We start from the raw sequence: 442 nt of genomic DNA on the forward strand, positions 1-442 counted from the left end.
CAATAATATCTTATATAAGGTTGCAGCAACTTACATGGCTTGTAAAATTTGAACTTCTCTTGAATCATTTTACAAAGATAGTAATTTCATATTGATAGCTAAGTGAACAGTTGCAACCATTTATCCTCTTGAATATAAAACGACTGCACCATCATAAATGATACAGTCGTTTCAATTATAAGAATTTAGTTTTCAAGTTTGTCAAGTGATACTTATCTTTGTCCTAAAGTTCCGAATGCACGATTACAACATGATTGACAATGAAATTGTCAGTAAAAATGCGTTCATTTACCGAATTACGTATCTGTAATGTGTATCTTGGGTATGTAACAGAATTATTCCTTCTGTTGTTCCCACTTGGCATACATCTCCCTTGAAAGCTCCACGATCTCCCGGCTCAGTTTCACAAGGTCGATGGTATGTTTCTCCAACTTGTAGAGCA

General features: G+C 34.6%; 1 pseudogene. It reads right to left on the reverse strand.

Annotation, left to right across the window (positions count from 1 at the left end):
* Positions 1-335 precede the first annotated feature (335 nt).
* Positions 336-442 (reverse strand): annotated as a pseudogene (locus E5342_RS20410) (conjugal transfer protein MobA); the annotation flags it as partial.

It is taken from the genome of Parabacteroides distasonis (genome assembly GCF_004793765.1).
In the GTDB taxonomy this organism is placed as follows: domain Bacteria; phylum Bacteroidota; class Bacteroidia; order Bacteroidales; family Tannerellaceae; genus Parabacteroides; species Parabacteroides distasonis_A.